This is a genomic window from Micromonospora sp. HM5-17, from assembly GCF_003762835.1.
Lineage (GTDB): Bacteria > Actinomycetota > Actinomycetes > Mycobacteriales > Micromonosporaceae > Plantactinospora.
Map to the genome: position 1 here is coordinate 1 of NZ_RJWA01000048.1, position 403 is coordinate 403.

Consider the following 403-nt stretch of genomic DNA (forward strand, 5'->3'; position numbering starts at 1 on the left):
GTCGTGTAGCCGCACGTCGGGGCAGCCGGCCCGCTCCCGCAGCGCCGCGAAGTGCCGGTTGAGGTTGCGCGGCTCCATCGGCGTACCGACCTCGGAGGGGAAGACCAGGCCGTGATCTTGCCAGATTTCGGCGAGCCGGTCACGCTCCCGGCGTTGGCGCTCCAGGTGGTCGAGCAGGGTACGCCACGTCCAGTCCGGCAAGGGTAGGACACTGTCGGAGTCCTCCGTCTTTGTGCCCTGAAGGTGGAGTTTCCCGCCGGCCCGCTGCACGGTCTGCGTGATAGTGACCGTCCCGTTGTCGAGGTCCAGGTCTGCCCAGCGCAAACCGAGAAGTTCACCTCGCCGCAGTCCGAGGGTGGCGGCAACGACGTAGAGCGCATAGAGGCGGTGACCCTCGGCGGCC

General features: G+C 68.2%; 1 protein-coding gene. It reads right to left on the minus strand.

The features are described from left to right. Positions 1-403, minus strand: a 403-nt coding sequence (locus tag EF879_RS26880; protein WP_148086571.1) for a tyrosine-type recombinase/integrase, incomplete at both ends; no start/stop codon positions are given.